Raw genomic sequence first — 20,141 nt, forward strand, 5'->3', positions numbered from 1 at the left:
GGGCTGGGTGTTACACGGGGGTACCGATGGTGAAACTTCCCGCCGAGGCGCAGGCCGTGGTGGTCGGCGGCGGCGTCGCGGGATGCAGCGTCGCCTATCACCTGGCCCGGCTCGGCTGGACGGACGTCATCCTGCTCGAACAGCACGAGCTGACGGAAGGCACGACCTGGCACTCGGCCGGTTTCGTCGGCCAGCTCAGGTCCACCGTCACACAGACTCGCATGATCATGTACTCGGCGGGACTGTACCCCGAGCTCGCCGAGCTGACCGGACTCGACCCCGGCTGGCACGGCGTCGGCGGCCTGCGGCTGGCCACCACCGGCGAGCGTCACGAGGAGCTGCTGCGCCAGGCCGGCGCCGCCGAGACGTACGGGCTGGACATGGAGATCCTCTCGGCGGACGCGGCGCGGGACATGCTGCCGATGATGGAGGTGGGCGACGTCCGCGCGGCCCTGTGGCTGCCGGGCGACGGCTGGCTCGACCCGGCGAGCCTCGGGCGCGCGCTCGCGGCGGGCGCGGAGAAGCTCGGCGTGCGCATCGTCACCGGCGTCGAGGTGACCGGCATCGACGTGCGGGACGGGCGGGTGCACGGCGTCCGGGCCGGCGAGCAGTTCGTCAGGACCGGCACGGTGGTCGACGCGGCCGGGGCGGCGGCGGGGCGGGTCGGGAGGATGGCGGGAGTCGACGTCCCGATCGTGCCGATCAAGCACCAGTACGTGGTGACGCGCCCGTTCGGGGTGCCGGCGAGCACGCCCACGGTGCGCGACCCGGACAACATCGTGTACTTCCGTGAGGACGGCGGCGGCATCCTGGTGGGCGGGTACATCCGCACGCCGGACGTCTGGGAGACCCCGGCGCCGCTGGCCGAACCCCGGACGCTCTTCGAGCCCAATATGCCGAAATTTCGTGAATCGTGGGAGTCGGCGGCCCGGCGGCTCCCCGCGCTCGCCGACGCGGGCGACGCCGAGGACGCCGCCGCGTTCGGCAAGGTCGTCCACGGGCCCGAGGCGTTCACCCCCGACGGCGAGTTCCTGCTCGGGGAGACCTCGGTGGCCGGGATGTGGGTCGCGGCCGGGTTCTGCGTGCACGGCCTCGCGGCGGCCGGCGGCGTCGGCAAGGTCATGGCCGAGTGGATCGTCGACGGCTCGCCCGAGTACGACGTCTTCGGCATGGACATCCGCCGGTTCGGCGCCCACGCGCGCGGCGCCCGCTGGGCCCGTGCCAAGGCGCTGGACTCCTACAGCAAGTACTACGACATCGTGTACCCGGGCGAGGAGCGCACCGCCGCCCGCCCGCTGCGCCGGTCGCCCGCCTGGGGACGGCACGCCGAGCTCGGCGCCGAGTTCGGCGAGAAGGCGGGCTGGGAGCGGGTCAACTGGTTCGCCACCGGCCCGCAGGACGCTGAGCCCTCGGGCGGGACGCGCTCGGGTGAGGCTTCCCCGGGTGAGGCTTCCCCGGGCGGGACTTCCCCGGGTGGGACTTCCCCGGGTGGGTCGAACGCGGGTCGAGTGAACGCGGGTGAGGAGAACCCGGGTGAGGCGTTCCGGCCTGCCGGGTGGGCCGGGCGGTTCTGGTCGCCCGCGATCCGTGCCGAGTGCCTGGCCACCCGCGACACCGCCGGGCTGTTCGACCAGACCTCGTTCTCCAAGCTGGAGATCACTGGCCTGGACGCCCTGCGGCGCCTGTGCGCCAACGACATCGACCGCCCCCTCGGCTCGGTGGTCTACACCCAGATGCTGAACGAGCGCGGCGGCATCGAGGCCGACGTGACCGTGACCCGGCTCGCGGCCGACCGGTTCCGCATGGTCACCGGGACCGCGTTCGGCGTGCACGATATGGCGTGGCTGCGCGGCCACGGCCTGGAAGTGCGCGACGTCACCTCGGCGTACGCCTGCTACTGCCTGTGGGGGCCGAAGGCGCTCGCCATCCTGGGCGAGCTGACCGGCGACGACCTGACCTTCGGGTACATGCGGGCGCGGGAGATCAGCGTCGGGAACGTCCCGGTGCTGGCGCAGCGGGTCACGTTCGCCGGCGAGTTCGGCTGGGAGCTGTACTGCCCCACCGAGTACGGGCTGACCCTGTGGGACACGCTGATGGAGGCGGGCCTGCCGCACGGCATGCTCCCCGCGGGCTACCGGGCCCTGGACTGCCTGCGGCTGGAGAAGGGCTACCGCGTCTGGGGCCTGGACATCACGCCCGAGACGACGCCCATCGAGGCCGGCCTGGGCTTCGCCGTGCGCGACGGCGGGGGTTTCGTCGGCGGCGACGCGCTGGGGGCGCTCCGGCGCACCCTGTGCTGCCTGGTCCTGGACGACCCCCGGCAGGTCTGCCTCGGAGGCGAGCCGGTGCGGGTCGGCGGCAAACCCGCCTCCCGGGTGACCAGCGGAGGCTACGGCCACCGGGTCGACCGCTCCATCGCCTACGCCTACCTGCCGGTCGACGCGAACGGCGCGCCGTTCGCCGGGCGGGTCGAGGTCGGCGTCAACGGCGCGTGGGCGGGCGCCGCGACCGTCGCCGAGCCGCTGTACGACCCGGCCAGCACGCGGGTCCGCCGCCTGCCGGTCGCCTAGGAAGCGCCACCGGGATACGGCCGACCGCGTTCCGGGACGTACGGCCGTCCCGCGTCCCGGGACCGGGAAAGCGCCCCTTCCACCCCCTCGGGTGTGGCGGCGCGGCGTCCCGAGGCGACAGTCGTTCGACAGTTGTGTGGAGCAGGGTTGAGAACGGCCGGGGATGTGCATAGATCTACGCGATCCCCTTGGCTGAGCGGCGGCGTCGCCCCGTGCGAGCCGCGCCTCGCTGAGCCGGAAAGAGGAGGGAAACCACCAGGCGCGACCTCATTGACGCCCGAGGAGGGCAAGCATGGGCAATCCCCACGACAACCGTACGAACAGCACCACCGGCTCGGCGCCAGCCGCCGGCCCGGCCCCCACCGTCGACATGATGGACCCGGCACTGATGCGGGACCCGTTCGGCGGGTACGCGCGGATGCGCGAGCAGGCGCCTCTCGTCCGCGGCTCCTTCTTCGGGCGCGGCACCCCGATCTGGCTGGTCACCCGGTACGACGACGTCAAGATGGTGCTGGGAGACCCCCGGTTCGTGAACAACCCGGCCAACGTCCCGGGCCTGGACATCGAGAACATCCGGGAGAAGGAGATCGAGGCGCGCGGCATCCCCCGCGAGTACGCCCAGTACGTGCTGGACAGCGTCCTGGACGCCGATGGCGCCGACCACATCCGGCTGCGCAAGCTGGTGTCGCGCACGTTCACCGCGCGCCGGGTCGCGGAGCTGCGGCCCCGCGTCGAGCAGATCACCGAAGGCCTCCTCGACCGGCTCGCTGGCACCGCCGACGACGGCGTCGTGGACCTGATGGAGCACTTCGCCTACCCGCTGCCGATCACGGTCATCTGCGAGCTGGTGGGCATCCCCGAACAGGACCGCGCGCAGTGGCGGGAGTGGGGCAAGGCGCTGGTCACCCTGCAGTCGGGCGGCATGGCCGACGCCCTGCGCGACATGGTCGGGCACATCCACGAGCTCATCGAGCGGCGCCGCGTGGCGCCCACCGCCGACCTGCTGTCCGGGCTGATCCGCACGCACGACGAGGACGGCGACCGGCTCAGCGACACCGAGATGGTCACCCTGGTCCTCACGCTGATCCTGGCCGGGCACGAGACCACCGCCCATCTGATCGGGAACGGGACCGCCGCGCTCCTCACCCACCCCGACCAGCTCGCCCTGCTCCGCAAGGACCCGGGGATGATGCGCGGCGCCGTCCACGAGCTCATGCGCTGGTGCGGGCCCGTCCAGGCGACCCGCCTGCGGTACGCCGCGCGTGACGTCGAGGTCGGCGGCATGCCGGTGGCCAAGGGCGAGGCGGTGATGGCCGTGCTGGTGGGGGCCAACCACGATCCGCGCGAATTCGACCACCCGGAAAGGCTCGACATCACCCGGGAGCCGGACGGCCGCAGGGAGAACCACGTGGGGTTCGGGCACGGGCTGCACTACTGCCTGGGCGCGGCCCTGGCGCGCCAGGAGGGTGAGGTGGCGTTCGAGGCGCTGCTCCGGCGCTTCCCCGATCTCGCCCTGGCCGTCCGGCCCGAGGAGCTGGAACGGCAGATGATGCCGGGTTCGTGGCGGCTCGCCCGGCTGCCGCTGCGCCTCTGACCCCCCGCACGACCGTGGCACACCGGCGGCGAGGCGACCCGGGTTGGCGAGGGGCCCGGATCCCGCGACGGCGGTGTGCCCGGCGGTGGGACGGCTGGGGGCCGGTGGGCGACCTCGCGGCCGGGAGGCGCGGGAGGCGTCAGAAGGTGAGGGGCGGCAGTTCGGTGCGGGTGGGCAGGCCCTGCCAGGGACTGGCGCTGGCGACGGTGAAGGCGGCCAGCGCCGAGCCGCGCCGCAGGCGGTCGGTGGGGTGCAGTTCCTCCAGCAGCGCGCTGAGGTACCCGGCGGCGAACGCGCCGCCCGCGCCGACCGGGTCCACGACCGTGACCGGCGCAGCCTGGGCGTCGTACCGCATGCCGTTGACGGTGGAGCTGGCCCCCTTGGCGCCCCGGGTGATCACCAGCTCGCGGATCGTTCCAATCACCGGCTCGATGATCTGGAGCTCGTCCTGGTTGGCGAACAGGACGTCCGCGCCGGTGGCCAGCTCGTTGAGCGCCTCGACGGCCTCCTGGCGGTCGATCCAGAGCTGCGGGCGGTAGTTGACGTCCACCGAGACCGCGACGCCGGCGTCCCTGGCCAGCTTGATGGCGTGGTGGGCCGCGCTCCAGGCGGTGCCGCTGAGCGCGGGGGTGATGCCCGTGACGTGCAGCACCTTGGCCGCCTGGAGGGCACGCGCCGGTACGTCGCCCGGGCCGAGCCGCGAGCCCGCCGACCCGCCTCGGTAGTGGACGACGTGACCGACCCGGCCGATGCGCCGCTGCCTGATCGCGACGCCGGTGGGCGCGCCGGGGTCGGACTGCACGTGGGAGACGTCCACCCCCTCGCCGCGCAGCACCGTGACGACCCGGGCGCCCAGTTCGTCCGCGCCCACCCGGCCGAGCCAGGTCACGGAGTGCCCGAGCCGGGCGAGGCCGACGGCGGCGGTGAGCTCGGCGCCCGCGACGTCGAGACGTACGTCGGTGTCGTGGCGGAGACGGTCGGCGGAGATGACGCCCAGCGCCTCTCCGAGCGTGAAGACCTCGGTCATGTCAGCATCTCTCGTGCCATGCGGAACGCCCATCTGCCGCGGATGGCCGCCAGCATGGCAGAGACCGATGCGCCCCACAACGCGATGCGGACTTCCGGTCGGCTCAGGCGCCGAACGCGTCCATCGCGGCCTGGCAGAAGGCCTTGAGGTCGTCGGGCCTGCGGCTCGTGATCAGCTTGTTGGGCCCGTTGGCGCAGACCATGACCTCCTGGTCGACCCAGGACGCGCCCGCGTTCGTCAGGTCGGTCCTGAGGCTGGGCCACGAGGTCATCGCGCGGTCCCCCACGACGCCCGCCTCGATCAGCGTCCACGGCGCGTGGCAGATCGCCGCGACGGGCTTGCCGTCGTCGAAGAACGACCGCGCGAACCGCACGGCCTTCTCGTCGAGGCGGAGGGCGTCGGGGTTCGCCACGCCGCCGGGCAGGACGAGGCCGTCGAAGTCGTCGGCGCTCACCTCGTCCACGGTGGCGTCGACCTTGAACCGGTCCGCCCTGTCGAGATGGTTGAAAGCTTGAACTTCACCGGCTTCGGTGGAGATCAGCCGGGGGGTCCCACCGGCCCGCTCCACCGCCAGCCACGGCTCGGTGAGCTCGATCTGCTCGATTCCCTCCGTGGCCACCAGAAAGGCGATCGTCTTGCCCTGAAGCATGTCGACTCCTTCGAGCTCGGGTTCTCCGTAGTGAACCCGTGCCCGGCATCGCCCCGGGTATGCGCAGGTCCCCGAGGGGGAGCCCGCCGGGGCTCACATCTCGTCGAGGAGCTTGGTCAGGAACCGCCTGGACTCGGCGACGGTGGAGGCCTCGACGCACAGCCGGTCCATGACCTTCATGTAGGGGTCGGTCTCGTCGCGCTTGTCGAGGTACAGGGCGCTGGTGAGCTGCTCCATGTAGACGACGTCGGGCAGCTCGCGCTCGTCGAAGCGCAGGATCGTGAACGGGCCGCCGGCCGCCGCGTGGCCGCCGTGGCCGAACGGGACGACCTGCAGGCTGATGTTGGGGCAGTCGCCCAGCTCGATGAGGCGCTCGACCTGCGCGCGCATGACCTTCGGGCCGCCGAGCGCGCGCCGGAGCGCGGCCTCGTCCAGCAGGGCCCACAGCCTCGGCCCGTCTGAGGAGACGATGCGCTTCTGCCGGGTCATCCTCAGCGAGATGCGGCGCTCGATCTCCTCGGCGGACGCGCCGGAGTGCCCGAGCATGATCACCGAGCGGGCGTAGTCCTCGGTCTGCACCAGGCCGGGGACGAACTGGATCTCGTAGGTGCGGATGACCGAGGCGGCCTCCTCCAGCCCGACGTAGAGCTCGAACCACGTGGGCAGCAGGTCGCTGTACTTGTGCCACCAGCCGGGGGCGTTGGCCTGCTCGACCAGCAACAGGAAGGTGGCGCGCTCGTCGGTCTCGCCCACGCCGTACAGGGTCAGCAGGTCGGCGACGTCGCGGACCTTGAAGCCGACCCGGCCGAGCTCCAGCCGGCTGATCTTGGCGTGCGAGGCGCGGATGGCCTCGCCCGCGGCCTCACGCGTGATCCCCTTGGCCGTGCGCAGCCGGCGGAGCTGGGCGCCCAGCAGGATCCGCAGGGCCGTCGGCCCGCCGCCGGTGTAGGAGTTGATGAACCCGTCCGCCGCGCCGTCGTGTCCGAGTGCCGAAATCATGCGAGCTCCCTGGGGCCTCGGATGAATGAGCCGTCAGTCTCTCATCCCCGGTACGTAGCCGTATACAGCATCTCATCTCGTGGATCTTTCAACAGTACGTTGGATGAAGGATGCACACAGATCGTCCTATGTCACGATTCCGTGGGAAATTAGTGATCTGCACGTGCATCTGCTCTTGCATCTGTACGCGACGTGAAGAAAGATTGAGCGTCCGACGTCATGTCCCGACCGCGTGAACGGCCCGACGTAGTGAGGACCTTGATGACCGCACACCTGGTACGCCGGCAGTCCGTCGTACGGGGGGAGGCACCCTGGTGGCTACTCCCCGCGATGGAGGGCAACCTCTGGGAGCCCGTCGGCGCCGAACTGCGCGCCCTGGGGCGCACCGGCGCGCCGGTCAAGATCGCTCGCGACTTCACCGTGCTGACGTTGAACAACTGGGGTCTTGACGAACTGGCGTCCGACGCGCGCCTGGTGGTCTCCGAACTGGTCACCAACGCCGTGCGGCACGCGGGAGAGCCTACCCGGCTGCGCCTGCTGCACCGCGCCTCCCATGTCGTGTGCGCCGTCTTCGACCCCCGGGAGCAGCCCCCGGTCGTCACCGACGCCGACTACTTCGCCGAGACCGGCCGGGGGCTGTGGCTCGTCGAGAGCCTGAGCTGCTCGTGGGGCTGGCGGCTGCAGGCGGGTCGCGGCAAGCTGGTCTGGGCCGCGTTCACCGCTCCTTCCGCGGTCGGCCGCCGCAACTCCGCCTGAGCCGCTCACCTCAGGGTGGAGCCGGGCGCGCCGCTCGCCTGGACGGCGAGGCGGCGCGCCGGTCACCTCAGGGGGAGCCGAGGGCCCGCCACAGGACGACCCACTGGTCCGGGTGGACGAAGGCCACGACCGTGCCGGGCCGGATCCCCGCACCGGCGAACGCCGTGTCCACCCTCCTTGCGCCGTACCGCGTGAGCAGGGAGGCGCGGAGCGAGCCGCCCGCCCCGCCGAAGCCCAGCTCGGCCAGGTCGCCGTATGCGGCCGCGTCGCCGGGTGGCAGGAGCGGCACCGGCCGCCGGTCGACCCGGAGGATGGCCGAGTCGACGCGGGGCACCGGCCGGAACGCCTCGCGGCCCAGCCGGCCCGCCAGGCGCCACGAGTACCACGGCCAGGTCCGTACGGTCAGCAGGCTCCAGCGCCCGAAGCCGCCCGTGCGCTTGCGGGCGTACTCGAGCTGGGTGACCAGCGTCGCGGACGACAGGGCCGGCGCCCGCAGACACCAGTCCACGATCCGCGACGTGACCGAGTACGGGATGTTGCCGGCCACGGCGAACCGGTCGCGAGGCGGGCGGGCGGCCAGGAAGTCGCCCCTGACCACCTCGACGCGGGCGTCGTCACGGGTCCCGGCCGCCAGCCTGCCCGCGAGCAGGGGGTCGATCTCGTAGGCGACGACCTTTCCCGCGCGCCGGGCCAGGGCGCGGGTCAGCACGCCCTCTCCCGCGCCCGGTTCCAGTACCGTCTCGCCCGGCGCGGGGGCGGCCGCGCGGACCACCCGCGCCAGCGCGTCCTCGTCGACCAGGAAGTTCTGCGACAGCTCCCGCCTGGCCCGGTCGCGGCCGGTGCGCCCGCCGCCCTTTCCTGCTTGGTCGCGGGGCTGGTTCCGCCCCTGTTTCTGGATATGCGAATAGTCGCCGTGCGCGAAGGATCGTGCCACTTCCGATGCCCTTCCGGGTCCGAGATGAACAAGGTCTCGGAGGCCCTGGGCACGCAGGAGCGACCAGCGGGTTCAGTGGTGGGGAAGCCCCGCTAGATGACGCGTTCCTGACGAGCCAGAGCCCGTCGGACGCGGGGGCGCTTCACCAGGCACGGTTCGCGGTGAACCGGCCGGTCGGCGAGGTTGAGCGGGAAATTGAGCACGTCCACGACCCTAAGAAAGGCCCCGCGAGGCCCGCAACGGATTTATCCACCCCCACGCTTCGCCTGCTCCACTCCGCCCGCCCGTTCGCCTGCTCGGCCGCTCCGCCGCCGGCGGCCGGGCGCGGGTCCGCCGGGTCCTCCACCCAGGGGTGGAGGGGCGGATCTCCACCGGTGCGCCGATCCCGTGGCGGGCGCGGATCCCTACCGTTTCGAGGCATGGACCCCTTGCAGACCGCGGCGCTCGCGATCGTCGTGACCGTACTGATCGTCTACCGTCAGATGAGGACCCGGCGCGCCGCCGGCCAGGGTCTTCTGTACTTCGCCCTGGCCCTGATCGCGGTCGGCCTGTTGTCGGGTGGCCTGGTCGGCACGCACGATGTGCCGCTCAGCGTGGGCTTCCTGGTCGTGGAGCTCGCCTTCGCGGTCGGCTTCGGCGCCGTACGAGCCCGCACGGTGCGGGTGTGGCGTGACCGCGCGGGGGTGGCGTGGGCCAAGGGCACCGTCTGGACCCTCGCGGGCTGGCTGGCCTCCCTGATCGCGCGCATCGGCCTGTACGCCGCCGGACGCGGCCTCGGTCTGGACACCGCGCCCACCTCGGTGCTCCTGTTCGTCGGCGTGACCATCGGCGTGCAGGCCCTGCTCGTGGCCCGCCGCGCCCGCGACCTCCCGGCCGAGCGGGTCTCCACCCCGTCCGTCCCGGCCTGACCCGGCCGGGGCCCGGCATCGGAGTCCGGCGGGGCGGCCGGTATGTTCGCGACATGGCCAGGACCCGCGTGGAAGGCCTGAGCCCCGCCCTGGTGCCGAGGTTCCTGGCCATCCTGGTCTTCGTGATCGGCGAGGCCCGGCAGGAGCCCGGCTTCGCCCTCACCGGCCGTGGGCTCCTCACCGCCGCACTGACGTTGTTCATCGCGGGCACCCTGATGATCATCACCAGGCCCGTGGCCGTGGCGCGCCCGCCGGTCGTCGTGCTCGGGATCCCGGTCAGGCTGGCCGCCACGGTGGCGGCGTCCCTCGGGCTCCTCATGGTGAGCGCGGAGGGCGGGCCCGCCACGGCCGCCCTGATGTTCGCCGTGGGGGTGGCGACCGTCAGGTACCCGCTCGCCTGGTCGGTGCCCGTCGTCGCGATCGCCCTGGCCGGCCTCGGGCTGCTGAGCGTGGCGGAGCGGCGCTGGGACGAGGAGATCGGCCTGGTCGTCAGCACCTGCGTCGTCTTCCTGGTCGCCAACTCGATCAGGCAGGGCCGGGCGGCCAGGAGCGCCGAGGCCCGGGAGGCCGTGCTCGCCGAGCGGGCGCGCATCGCCAGGGAGGTCCACGACATCCTGGCCCACTCCCTGTCCGCGCAGATCGTCCACCTGGAGGGGGCGCGCCTCCTGCTGCGCGCCGATCGCTCCGAGGAGGCGCTCGACCGGGTCGAGCGGGCCAGGGACCTGGCCAAGAGCGGCCTCGAGGAGGCGCGCAGGGCCGTCTCCGCGCTCCGCGAGGACAGCCCGCCCCTGCCGGTGGCGCTCAAGGTGCTGGCCGAGGAGTTCCTGGCGACCACGGGACGGCCCTGTGAGCTGGTCGTGACCGGCGTGGAGCGGCGCCTGGCCCCCGAGGCCGAGCTGGCCGTGGTCCGTACCGCACAGGAGGCTCTCACCAACGTCCGCCGCCACGCGCCCGGCGCCGGGGCGGCCGTACGGCTGGACTTCGGGGACCGGGTGTGCGAGCTGGAGGTGACCAACCCGGCCGGCGACGGCCCGGGCACCAAGGGCGGGGGGTACGGTCTCGTGGGGATGCGGGAACGGGCCGAGCTGCTCGGCGGGACCCTGGTGACGGGGGACGCGGACGGCGGCTTCCGGGTCGGCCTCCGGCTGCCCGCCGGCGACGGGACGGCGCGGGGCGGGGCGCCCGCGAGGACGGATGGCGTGGCGTGGCGGAGACACGTGCGGAGGGCGGGACGGGGATGACCGCCCGGGTGCTCGTGGTCGACGACCAGACGGTCATCCGCGAGGGGCTGACCCTGCTGCTCGGGCTGCTGCCCGGCATCGAGGTGGTCGGCTCGGCCGGGGACGGCGAGGCGGCGCTCCGGATGATCGAGGCCGAACGGCCGGACGTGGTGTTGATGGATCTGAGAATGCCGCGAATGGATGGAGTTGAGGCGACCAGACGTGTTCGGGCGACATTTCCGGATACGCAGGTGGTCGTTCTCACGACTTACTCGGACGACGAATCGGTGTTCGCCGCGCTCCAGGCCGGGGCCCGGGGCTTTCTCACCAAGAGCGCCGACGCTGAGGAGATCTCCCGGGCCATCGCCGCGGTGATGCGCGGCGACGCGCAACTGGATCCGGCGGTCCAGCGCCGCCTCCTGGAGACCATGACCCCGCCCGCCCCCGCGCGGGGCACCGGCGCCGCGGGCCGTGAGCGGGGTGCCGTACGGCAGGGGAACGGCCCGCCCGACGGCCTGACCAGGCGGGAGGCCGAGGTGCTCCGCCTGATGGCGCGGGGCCGCTCCAACGCCGAGATCTCCGCCGACCTGTTCATCAGCGAGGCCACGGTGAAGACCCACATCAACAATCTGTTCGCCAAGATCGGCGCCCGAGACCGCGCGCAGGCCGTCGCCTACGCCTACCGCCAGGGCCTCGCCACCCCCTGAACGGGCCCCGGACGAGGGAATGGATGTCAAGCGAAATACGTTGTCAGCGGAATACGTTTAAAGCTGAATCCGCTTTCAGTGAAAATGTGCCGACAGTGAAAAGTCTGTCGCGCTGATCGGATATCTGGCAGCGTTAAACTGAGATTTTGCGGCGCGTAAAAGCCGCGATTACCAGACGACTAAAACTGGGAGCAGGTGACAACGGTGACCCCGAGGCGTTCTTCCCGTGACCCGTTCGCGGCGGCCTTCGAGTCCGTCTCGCAAGCCGCGGAGGGGCAGCAGCCCTCTTCGTTCATCGATCCGCTCGGCCAGCGTCTGCTGCGCGAGCGCATCATCTTCCTGGGGCAGGAGGTCGACGACGAGATCTCCAACAAGATCTGCGGCGAGCTGCTGCTCCTCTCGGCCGAGGACGCGAAGCGCGACATTTTCCTGTACATCAACTCACCCGGCGGTTCCGTGACCGCGGGTATGGCCATTTACGACATCATGCAATACGTCCCTAACGATGTCTCGACGGTGGCGATGGGGCTCGCCGCGTCGATGGGGCAGTTCCTGCTGTGCGCCGGGACCACGGGCAAGCGCTACAGTTTGCCGCACGCGCGCATCCTGATGCACCAGCCTCTTGGCGGGATCGGCGGCACGGCGTCCGACATCAAGATCCAGGCCGAGCAGATGCTATACACGAAGAAGATGTTCGCGGAGCGCATCGCCTTCCACACCGGCCAGACCGTGGAGCAGATCGAGCGCGACTCCGACCACGACCGCTGGTTCACGGCCGAGGAGGCCAAGGACTACGGCTTCGTCGACCACGTGGTGCGGAGCGCCAACCTCGTCCCCTCCGCCGGCCCGGTCTCCTGACCGGCCGGGTCATCGCACGACCTTGAACCACTAGCGGAGGCATCATGAGTGATCTGAGCCGGACAGGCCCCACCGCCGGGGTGGCCCCCGTCGACAGCCGGTACATCATCCCGACCTTCACCGAACGCACGTCGTACGGCGTCAAGGAGATGAGCCCGTACAACAAGCTCTTCGAGGACCGCATCATCTTCCTCGGCGTGCAGATCGACGACACCTCGGCCAACGACGTGATGGCCCAGCTGCTGACCCTGGAGTCGATCGACCCCGACCGTGACATCAGCATCTACATCAACTCGCCCGGCGGTTCGTTCACCGCGATGGCGGCGATCTACGACACGATGCAGTTCGTCCGGCCGGAGATCCAGACGGTGTGCATCGGCCAGGCCGCGTCCGCGGCGGCGGTGCTGCTCGCGGCGGGCGCGCCCGGCAAGCGGGGGGCGCTGGCCCAGTCGCGCGTCCTGCTCCACCAGCCCTCCACCGAGGGCAGCTTCGGGCCGACGAGCGACATGGAGGTGCAGGCCCGCGAGATCATCCGGATGCGCGCCCTCCTGGAGTCCCTCATCTCCAAGCACTCCGGCCGCTCGCTGGAGACCGTGCGCAAGGACATCGAGCGCGACAAGATCCTCACCGCCGAGCAGGCCAAGGAGTACGGCGTCATCGACGACGTGTTCGCGAGCCGCAAGCGCAAGCCGACCCTGGTGAAGAAGGCCGGCTGACCGACCACGGCGTACGCCGGCCGGCGCGGGTCGTCCCGCGGCCGGCGTGGCCGTGGCGCCGCCCGCGGGAGGAGTCCCGGCGAACGGCGCCATCGAACGAAGAAGCTCAGGCTCAGACCTGGCCGGCCTTCTCCAGGGCCTCGCAGCAGGTGCCGACGATCAGCCGGGTGACCACGTACGGGTCGCAGTTGGCGTTCGGGCGGCGGTCCTCGATGTAGCCCTGCTTGTCCACCTCGACCTGCCACGGGATGCGCACGGACGCGCCGCGGTCGGACACGCCGTAGCTGAACTCGCTCCACGGGGCGGTCTCGTGCATGCCGGTGAGCCGGTTCTCGATCTCGGCGCCGTACCCGGCGATGTGCTCGTCGACCTTGGTGCCCAGCGCCTCGCAGGCGGTGATGATCGGGTCGTAGCCCGAGCGCATCGCCTGGGTGGAGAAGTTGGTGTGCGCGCCGGCGCCGTTCCAGTCGCCCTTCACCGGCTTGGGGTCGAGCGTGGCCGAGACGCCGAAGTCCTCGGCGATGCGGTACAGCAGCCAGCGGGCGACCCACATGTGGTCCGACACCGCGAGCGGCCCGGCCGGGCCGATCTGGAACTCCCACTGACCGGGCATGACCTCGGCGTTGATGCCGGAGATCGCCAGGCCCGCCTCGACACAGGCGTCGAGGTGCGCCTCGACGATCTCGCGGCCGAACACCTCGTCGGCGCCGACGCCGCAGTAGTAGAAGCCCTGCGGGGCGGGGAAGCCGCCAGCCGGGAAGCCGAGCGGGCGGCCGTCCTTGAAGAAGGTGTACTCCTGCTCGATGCCGAACCACGAGTCCTGGTCGGCGTAGCGCTCGGCGACGGAGGTCAGCTGCGCGCGCGTGTTGGTGACGTGCGGCGTCATGTCGGTGAGCAGGACCTCGCAGAGCACCAGGACGTTGTCACCGCCCCGGATGGGGTCCGGGCAGCTGAACACCGGCTTGAGCACACAGTCGGAGGCCTTACCCGGAGCCTGGTTGGTGCTCGAACCGTCAAAGCCCCAGATCGGCAGGCCCGCGCCGTCGGCAAGGATCCTGGTCTTCGACCGGAGCCGCGCCGAGGGTTCGGTGCCGTCAATCCAGATGTACTCGGCCTTGTAGGTCACGACGATCCCTTCAGCAAGGCAGACCCCACTCGTGTCCGCAACGCCGAGGTTGTCAATGAGCCGTTTCGGAGCTGTTGCCCGTTCATGAACGCCATGTGAAATCGTTCACGAATCACCCGCTCCGGGCATACGTCACTACTGCTCAGATACCAGGCAGGGGTGTCCTGATGCGGAGATCACACCCCGAACGCGAGCCAACCGGCATCGTCACGATAGTGGTCGGCCAGGCGCCGCCGCGCGGCCTGCCGGTCCGCCTCGCTGTCCTCGGTGTGGGCGAGATCGGTGGCGTACGCGCGCAGCAGGTCGTGCATGCCGTGCCCGGCGGCCCGCGCGGGCCCGATGAGGTGCGCGTGGGCGAGCAGGCCGAGCAGCCGGCGGGCGTCGTCCGGCGGCACGCCGATGAGGGCGGCGGCGGCGCCGGGATCGAGGTCGGGCCCGGGGTGCAGGCCGAGCAGCCGGAACGCGCGGGCGGCGTCGGCGGGGAGCCGCCGGTAGGACCATGAGAAGACCGCACGAACCGCCGCCCTCGGATCACCGCCCGCGTCCAGCAGGTCCAGCCGCCGCCGCTGGTCGGCCAGCTCGGCGACCAGTTCCGACAGCGGGCTGGCCGGGCGCGCGCTCGCCAGCTCGGCCGCGATGCGCAGCGCCAGCGGCAGCCGGGCGCACTGCCGGGCCAGCGCGGCCGCGGCCCCGGGCTCCTGTTCCACCCGGCCGCCGACGAGGGCGCGCAGCAGCGCCGACGCGTCGGGCGCGGGCAGCAGGTCCAGGTCCAGCCTGCGGGCGCCGTGCAGGGCGACCAGGCCGGCCAGCGAGTCCCTGCTGGTCACCACGACCACGCAGGACGGCGTGCCCGGCAGCAGCGGCCGGACGTGCTCGACCGACGAGGCGTTGTCCAGGACGACCAGCATCCTGCGCCCGCTGATCTCGGTGCGGTAGCGCGCGGACCGCTCGTCGGTGTCGGCAGGGGCGTCCGGTGCCGGGACGCCGAGGGCCGCGAGGAGCCCGGCGAGCGCGTCGGCGGCCGGGACCGGCCGGCGCGGGTCGTACCCGCGCAGGTTGACGTAGAGCTGCCCGTCGGGGAAGTCGGCCCGCGCCCGGTGCGCCCACCGCACGACGAGCGCGCTCTTGCCCACCCCCGCGGTGCCGGACACCACGACGACCCCCATCACCGGCGGGCGGGCGGGCCGGCTCAACGCCGTCAGGGCGGCCAGCTCGGACTCCCTGCCGACGAAGGCCGGCACCTCGGCGGGCAGTTGCGCGGGGACCGGGCGCGCCGCGCGTGCCTCCCTCGGCCGTCTGGTCCCCGCCGACGGGCTGCCGCGCAGGATCGCCTGGTGGATCTCGCGCAGTTCCGGGCCGGGTTCGGCGCCGAGCTTGTCGACCAGATGGGCGCGGACGCCGGCGTAGGTGTCCAGCGCCTCGGCGTGCCTTCCGGCGGCGGCGAGGGCTCTGATCAGCACCCCGGCCAGCGGCTCGGCGAACGGGTAACCGGCGGCGAGCTCCCCCGCGGGTCCGATGACCTCCTCGGGGCGGCCGAGCCGCAGCTCCGCCCGTCCCCACTGCACGGCGGCGTCGAGCCGCTGCCTGCTCCACGTCTCGCGCATGCGCGCGGCCCAGGTCCCCGGCAGGTCGGCCAGCGCGGGCCCGTCCCAGAGCGCCAGCGCCTCCCGCAGCAGCTCCGACCTCTCGTCGTCCGGGAGTCTCTGGTCGTACGCGGTCATGACCAGCGCGCGGAACCTGTGCAGGTCGACCAGGTCGGGCTCCATCTCCAGCGCGTAGCCGCCGGTACGCCGGGTGAGCGCGACGGTCCGCCGGGTCAGGTCGCCGGAGGTCCGCGCCTGCTCCAGGATCCGGCGGATCCGGTTGACGTAGGTGTAGAGCACCCCGCGGGCGTCGGTCGCGGGCGCCTGGTCCCACACGCGGTCGATCAGCGTGGGCCAGGGCACCAGCCGGCCCGCGTCGACCAGCAGGGCCGCCAGGACCGTCCGCTGCTTGGCCGATCCGAGGTCGGCCGCGTGGCCCCGCACGGTCCATTCGACCGGCCCCAGAAGCTGGAACACCACCCCTCCCCGATAACCACATTTATTACGACAAATGGCGATATGGCGCTTCCAAATTTAATTCAGATTTCGTCCAGGCACCTCATGGATGATCCAGGACGAGCCCCTCATCGCCTCAGCCGTCCACCCTTGACGCCCCTGACGCCCGAGCACGGCTCACGCCCCGTTTCGATGCCTCAGAAGGGCGCATTCCGTGCGAACACGAAACGCCATCGCGAGCCTGTCCGTCGCCTTCGCCGCGGCGACCGCCACACTGGCGACCGCGCTCCCGGCCTACGCGGACCTGTCCGCCGTGGAGCTGCAGACCAAGACCGACCAGTACATCTTCACCGACTCGATCGGCACCTTCCTGCAGGAGCGGGCGGCGCAACCGTACGCCACCCAGATCGACTGGTCCTCCGACGGCTGCTCCTGGGCGCCGGACAAGCCGCAGGGCTTCGACTTCCTGCCCTCCTGCCAGCGTCACGACTTCGGCTACCGCAACTACAAGCGCCAGTCCCGGTTCAACGAGGACAACCGCGGCCAGATCGACATCAACTTCAAGGACGACATGTACGACGTGTGCCGCAAGTACAGCGGCACGCAGGCGTACAAGGGCGTGATCTGCCGGGGCATCGCCGACACCTACTACGCCACCGTCCGCAACCTCGGCGGCACCTGACCACGCCCCGGCCCGCGGGACCGCCGGGCCAACGGGCCCGGCGGTGTTCGGCGAGCTGGTACTCCCTCCCGCGTGCCGGCCGGCGGCCGTCGGGCCGGTCAGCCGGTGGGGACGCGCAGCCAGTACGGGGAGCGGGCGCCGGGATCGTAGGGGCTGTCGAGGCGTTTGGCGAGGACGGCGGGGAACCCCTGCTCCCTGGCCACCTTGAGCACGGCCGCGCCGTCGCCGGGGAACCACGGGGTCGTCTGCCAGTGCGGGCCGCGCAGGGCCAGATGGTCCAGGGTGCGGCGCCGGTCCTGGTAGCTCCGCCCGAGCAGGTCCCCGCTGTTCAGCCGCAGCACGTCGAAGATCATGTAGACGGGCGCGCCGTCCATCTCGACGATCTGCCCGTCCAGGACGGTCGCCAGCCCGCCGGCCGCCTTCCCGAGCGGCTCCAACTCCGGATGGTCCCCGGCCGGCAGGACCGTGCCGTCCGCGTCGTACAGCCGCACCCGCCCGCCGCCGGTCGCCGCGAGGACCCGCTCGCCGCCGAGGTCGAACTCGAAGCCGTACGCCGCCGGGTCGCGGGGCAGGCGCTTGCGCTCCACCGGGACCATCGGCCGCAGATCGGACGCGGGCGGTAACCCGGTCGCCGGCGGCGGGTCCATCCGGTGGATCATCCAGCTCTTGCCGTCGGTCCTGAACAGCACGTACTTGCCGGAGAACCGTGAGCCGCGCATCACGACCATGACCTCGCGGTCCGACCACTTCTCGGTCTCGTAGGTGCCCCGGTCCCAGATGAGCATCAGGCCGCCGCCGTACTCGCCCTTGGCGATCTCGCCCTCGAACGTGGCGTACTCGATGGGGTGGTCCTCGGTGTGCACGGCGAGGTGGTTGGTCTTGGGGTCCATCGGGATGCCCTTGGGGATCGCCCAGGAGGCCAGCACGCCGTCGCGTTCCAGCCGCAGGTCCCAGTGGAGCCTGCGGGCGTGGTGCTCCTGGATGACGAAGGTGTCGTCATGGCCCGTGGGGAGGGACCCTGGTTCGGGGACGGGCTCGGGGGTGCGGGCGGCGTCGCGCTTGCTGCGGTAGGCGTCCAGCTTGTCGGCCGACATTGCCGTTTCGTACCCGCGCTCCGGCCCTCGGCACCTACGAACCGTGGTGGACCTTCTCGGGTTCGGGGTCGTTCCTGAGGCTCCGGGGTTCGTCGTACCCGATCGTCCCGGGCTCGCCGGCCGGTGTCCCCGACGGCGTCCACGCGGCGGACAGGGCGCCGCCGAGCAGGCCGAGGACCAGCCCGGCCACGAAGCCGCCCAGGTTGACGTAGAGCACCGACAGGATGGACAGCAGGACGACCACCACGCCGAGGAAGACCCGCTGGGCCGGATACGCCCAGATCAGCGGGCCCAGGACGATCAGCGTGATCGAGATCAGGTACGTCAGCCCGGCCTGGGCGGAGTGCAGGAGCAGCGGCAGCACGTCGAGCCCGAAGGGGACGCTGAGCATCTCCACCCCGGCCAGCAGGGTGAGCAGGCCGCCCCAGAACGGCCGCGAACGCCGCCACGACTTCACGATCTCTCCCTTCGGGACGGACGCGACCCGGCCTTTCCCAGGTCCGCCTCTAGAAGCATTCGTGTACACCGGGCAGGACGCGCGCCAGGGAATTGGGCACGATGAGGGACTCGGCGCTGTTGGCCAGCTGGATCTGCCGGACGTCCTTGACGACGACGACGGCGGCGTACTGGCCGGCGGCGCCCGGCGTGCCGTGGACCCCGGACAGGGTGGGCAGGGTACTGGCGTCCCTGCCCACCTGGAAGTTCGTGTACATCGTGTACCCGGTGATCATCTTGGCGAAGACGACCTGGTTCTGCGCGCGCACCGGCTCGCCCAGGTCGCCGCCGGTGAGCTTGATCGTCGCGACGCCGACCGGGGTGTTGACGAGGTAGCTCTGGCAGAGGTCGAAGATCTCCGCGCGCCGGGCGGTGGTGACGTAGGCGGGGACGGTCCCGTTCGTGGTCTCCACCGGGTCGCCGAATTCGGTGACGTTCCATGCCCGGATCACGCTGGCGGTCACCTTGAGGTCCTGCCCCGCGATCACGAACGAGGCGTTGACGGCGCCCCAGACCGTGGCGCAGCAGAGCAGCAGCGTCGCCACCGCCGTCGCCGGAAGAAAGATCAACGCGAAGCGCTTCCACCGCACGCGCCCCTGTTGACGCATGGAACTCCTCATCTAGCCCCGCCGCCTGCCGAGTCATCACACCGTGACGAACCCCACGGCTTACGGCCGAGCATGATGATCTTCGTACTTCCCCTCAACCGGCCACGCCGGATATCGCGGTAAGTTTGCGCTGAACCACACCAGGAGCCCGCACGAGAGCCCCGGCCATGGCATCTCTTGACGTGTCACCACGAAGATGATGGCCGGACGGCCGGTGCGCGTCGCTCAGGCGTGGACGGGGACGGCTCCGCGCACGTTCAGCATGATCGCGTAGACGGAGGTCGTGGCGGTCATGAACAGCCAGTTGCGCTTGAGGCCGCCGAACACCAGGTTGGACGTCTTCTCCGGGAGCCGCAGCTTGCCGACCAGCGTGCCGTCGGGGGCGAAGCAGTGCACCCCGTCGTGGGTGGCGGCCCAGATCCGGCCGGTGTCGTCCAGCCTGATCCCGTCGAAGGACCCCGCCGTGCACTCCGCGAGCACTTCGCCGCCCGACAGCGTCCCGTCGTCGCGCACGTCGAAGACCCGGAGGTGCTCGCGCCTGGTGTCGACGACGTACAGCCGCGTCTCGTCCAGGGAGAACGCCAGGCCGTTCGGCCGGGCGAAGTCGCCCGCCACGACGCGGACCTCGCCTGAGGGGTCCACGCGGTACACGTGGTCCGCGCCGATCTCGCTCTCGGCCCGGTGGCCCTCGTAGTCGCTGGTGATGCCGTAGGAGGGGTCGGTGAACCAGATGGAGCCGTCCGACCGCACCACGACGTCGTTGGGGCTGTTGAACCGCTTGCCCTCCCACCGGTCGGCGAGCACGGTGACCGAGCCGTCGTGCTCGGTGCGGGTCACCCGGCGCCCGCCCTGCTCGCAGGAGACCAGCCGGCCCTGGGCGTCCAGGGTGTGGCCGTTGGTGTAGCCGGCCGGGGCACGGAACGGGCCGACGTGGCCGGTCATCTCGTCCCAGCGCAGCATGCGGTCGTTCGGGATGTCGCTCCAGACCAGGTACCGGCCGGCCGGCACGTACGTGGGTCCCTCGGCCCAGCGGCAGCCCTGGTAGAGCCGCTCGACCCGCTCGTCGCCGCCGACCCCGGCGAAACGCTCGTCCAGCACCTCGAACTCGGCAGGGATGTTCTCTGTCATACGGCAAGCAAACCGCACCACCGCCCCGACG

19 protein-coding genes are annotated in these 20,141 nt (G+C 71.6%); 9 read left to right on the forward strand and 10 right to left on the reverse strand.

Annotated features, from left to right (window positions below):
* Positions 1-26: 26 nt before the first annotated feature.
* Positions 27-2,570 (forward strand): GcvT family protein, encoded by a 2,544-nt coding sequence (locus NYZ98_RS10070; protein WP_262842315.1) that lies wholly within the window; start codon positions 27-29, stop codon positions 2,568-2,570.
* Between the two features lie 292 nt (positions 2,571-2,862).
* On the forward strand, positions 2,863-4,164 hold the full coding sequence (locus NYZ98_RS10075) for a cytochrome P450 family protein (RefSeq protein WP_262842316.1): 1,302 nt from the start codon (positions 2,863-2,865) through the stop codon (positions 4,162-4,164).
* A gap of 139 nt (positions 4,165-4,303) precedes the next feature.
* Here NYZ98_RS10075 and NYZ98_RS10080 read toward each other — a convergent pair whose 3' ends face one another.
* The 3 genes from NYZ98_RS10080 to NYZ98_RS10090 all read right to left on the reverse strand — a co-directional run bounded on the left by NYZ98_RS10080 (position 4,304) and on the right by NYZ98_RS10090 (position 6,839).
* Positions 4,304-5,191 carry a sugar kinase gene (locus NYZ98_RS10080; RefSeq protein ID WP_262842317.1) on the reverse strand — a complete coding sequence of 296 codons (888 nt, stop codon included), beginning with the start codon at positions 5,189-5,191 and terminating at the stop codon, positions 4,304-4,306.
* 103 nt (positions 5,192-5,294) lie between these two features.
* Complete coding sequence (locus NYZ98_RS10085) at positions 5,295-5,840, reverse strand: type 1 glutamine amidotransferase domain-containing protein (protein WP_262842318.1); 546 nt, start codon at positions 5,838-5,840, stop codon at positions 5,295-5,297.
* A 93-nt stretch (positions 5,841-5,933) separates the two neighbouring features.
* Entirely contained in the window at positions 5,934-6,839 is a 906-nt protein-coding gene (locus NYZ98_RS10090) for a helix-turn-helix domain-containing protein (protein ID WP_262842319.1), read from the reverse strand.
* A gap of 261 nt (positions 6,840-7,100) precedes the next feature.
* On the opposite strand from NYZ98_RS10090, the gene NYZ98_RS10095 reads away from it, so the two are divergent.
* A complete protein-coding gene (locus NYZ98_RS10095) occupies positions 7,101-7,595 on the forward strand; it encodes an ATP-binding protein (RefSeq protein WP_262842320.1) in 495 nt (164 codons plus the stop codon).
* Positions 7,596-7,662: 67 nt separating this feature from the next.
* Here NYZ98_RS10095 and erm read toward each other — a convergent pair whose 3' ends face one another.
* Positions 7,663-8,529, reverse strand: a complete 867-nt coding sequence (erm, locus tag NYZ98_RS10100; protein WP_262842321.1) for an ErmE/ErmH/ErmO/ErmR family 23S rRNA (adenine(2058)-N(6))-methyltransferase — start codon at positions 8,527-8,529, stop codon at positions 7,663-7,665.
* 419 nt (positions 8,530-8,948) lie between these two features.
* Between erm and NYZ98_RS10105 the strand changes: the two genes are divergently transcribed.
* From NYZ98_RS10105 to NYZ98_RS10125, 5 genes are all read left to right on the forward strand, one after another.
* A complete protein-coding gene (locus NYZ98_RS10105; RefSeq protein WP_262842322.1) occupies positions 8,949-9,437 on the forward strand; it encodes a hypothetical protein in 489 nt (162 codons plus the stop codon).
* Between the two features lie 53 nt (positions 9,438-9,490).
* Positions 9,491-10,678, forward strand: coding sequence for a sensor histidine kinase (locus NYZ98_RS10110; RefSeq protein WP_262842323.1), 1,188 nt, complete (start codon positions 9,491-9,493; stop codon positions 10,676-10,678).
* Positions 10,642-11,364, forward strand: coding sequence for a response regulator transcription factor (locus NYZ98_RS10115; protein WP_316249551.1), 723 nt, complete (start codon positions 10,642-10,644; stop codon positions 11,362-11,364). The genes NYZ98_RS10110 and NYZ98_RS10115 overlap by 37 nt, the downstream gene beginning before the upstream one ends.
* A gap of 204 nt (positions 11,365-11,568) precedes the next feature.
* A complete protein-coding gene (locus NYZ98_RS10120) occupies positions 11,569-12,222 on the forward strand; it encodes an ATP-dependent Clp protease proteolytic subunit (protein WP_262842324.1) in 654 nt (217 codons plus the stop codon).
* A gap of 44 nt (positions 12,223-12,266) precedes the next feature.
* Positions 12,267-12,938 carry an ATP-dependent Clp protease proteolytic subunit gene (locus NYZ98_RS10125; protein ID WP_262842325.1) on the forward strand — a complete coding sequence of 224 codons (672 nt, stop codon included), beginning with the start codon at positions 12,267-12,269 and terminating at the stop codon, positions 12,936-12,938.
* Between the two features lie 112 nt (positions 12,939-13,050).
* Here the strand turns inward: NYZ98_RS10125 and glnII are convergent, their stop codons facing one another.
* Together glnII and NYZ98_RS10135 are read right to left on the reverse strand one after the other, a co-directional pair.
* Complete coding sequence (gene glnII, locus NYZ98_RS10130; RefSeq protein WP_262842326.1) at positions 13,051-14,064, reverse strand: glutamine synthetase; 1,014 nt, start codon at positions 14,062-14,064, stop codon at positions 13,051-13,053.
* 176 nt (positions 14,065-14,240) lie between these two features.
* On the reverse strand, positions 14,241-16,124 hold the full coding sequence (locus NYZ98_RS10135) for an AfsR/SARP family transcriptional regulator (RefSeq protein ID WP_262842327.1): 1,884 nt from the start codon (positions 16,122-16,124) through the stop codon (positions 14,241-14,243).
* Between the two features lie 193 nt (positions 16,125-16,317).
* Between NYZ98_RS10135 and NYZ98_RS10140 the strand changes: the two genes are divergently transcribed.
* A complete protein-coding gene (locus tag NYZ98_RS10140) occupies positions 16,318-16,785 on the forward strand; it encodes a phospholipase (RefSeq protein ID WP_262842328.1) in 468 nt (155 codons plus the stop codon).
* Positions 16,786-16,883: 98 nt separating this feature from the next.
* Here the strand turns inward: NYZ98_RS10140 and NYZ98_RS10145 are convergent, their stop codons facing one another.
* The 4 genes from NYZ98_RS10145 to NYZ98_RS10160 form a co-directional block, all read right to left on the reverse strand.
* Positions 16,884-17,879 (reverse strand): DNA polymerase ligase N-terminal domain-containing protein, encoded by a 996-nt coding sequence (locus tag NYZ98_RS10145; RefSeq protein WP_262842329.1) that lies wholly within the window; start codon positions 17,877-17,879, stop codon positions 16,884-16,886.
* Positions 17,880-17,913: 34 nt separating this feature from the next.
* Positions 17,914-18,336 carry a DUF6114 domain-containing protein gene (locus NYZ98_RS10150; RefSeq protein WP_262842330.1) on the reverse strand — a complete coding sequence of 141 codons (423 nt, stop codon included), beginning with the start codon at positions 18,334-18,336 and terminating at the stop codon, positions 17,914-17,916.
* A gap of 49 nt (positions 18,337-18,385) precedes the next feature.
* On the reverse strand, positions 18,386-18,982 hold the full coding sequence (locus NYZ98_RS10155) for a DUF6230 family protein (RefSeq protein ID WP_262842331.1): 597 nt from the start codon (positions 18,980-18,982) through the stop codon (positions 18,386-18,388).
* A gap of 225 nt (positions 18,983-19,207) precedes the next feature.
* Positions 19,208-20,110 carry an SMP-30/gluconolactonase/LRE family protein gene (locus NYZ98_RS10160; protein ID WP_262842332.1) on the reverse strand — a complete coding sequence of 301 codons (903 nt, stop codon included), beginning with the start codon at positions 20,108-20,110 and terminating at the stop codon, positions 19,208-19,210.
* Between the last annotated feature and the right edge of the window lie 31 nt (positions 20,111-20,141).

The organism is Sphaerisporangium corydalis, from assembly GCF_025506355.1.
GTDB classification, from domain to species: Bacteria; Actinomycetota; Actinomycetes; order Streptosporangiales; family Streptosporangiaceae; genus Sphaerisporangium; species Sphaerisporangium corydalis.